This window comes from Ralstonia sp. VS2407 (assembly GCF_052950655.1).
This window is the reverse complement of sequence record NZ_JBRFVG010000384.1, coordinates 1-433: the sequence shown is the minus strand read 5'-3', so window position 1 is coordinate 433 and position 433 is coordinate 1. Positions and strand designations below refer to the sequence as shown.

Below are 433 nucleotides of genomic sequence, written 5' to 3'. Positions count from 1 at the left end.
CAGCTACGCCCGGCCCGACAACGCCACGGTGCGGGAGGCGGAATCCGTCCTGGCGATGCTGGAGGGCGCGCAAGCCGGTGCCCTGCTGTTCGGCTCGGGGATGGCGGCGGCGACCGCTGTGTTCGGCGCGCTCGAACCCGGCGACCATGTGGTCGCCGGCAAGGTGATGTACTGGGCGCTGAAGCGCTGGCTGCGCGAGGAGGCGCCACGGCGCGGGCTGGCGCTCACGTTCGTGGATACGGACGACACCGCGGCCCTGCGCGCCGCGGTGCAGCCGGGCCGCACCAAGCTCGTCTGGATCGAGACCCCCGGCAATCCGCTCTGGACGGTCACCGACATCGCCGTGGCGGCGGAGATCGCCCACGCCGCGGGAGCCCGGCTGGCGGTCGACTCGACGGCGGCCTCGCCGGTGCATACCCGCCCCCTGGAACTC

1 protein-coding gene is annotated in these 433 nt (G+C 73.9%); it reads left to right on the top strand.

Annotation, left to right across the window (positions count from 1 at the left end):
* The coding region (locus ACU8YE_RS25590) for an aminotransferase class V-fold PLP-dependent enzyme (protein WP_446930420.1) at positions 1–433 on the top strand (433 nt) is incomplete at both ends.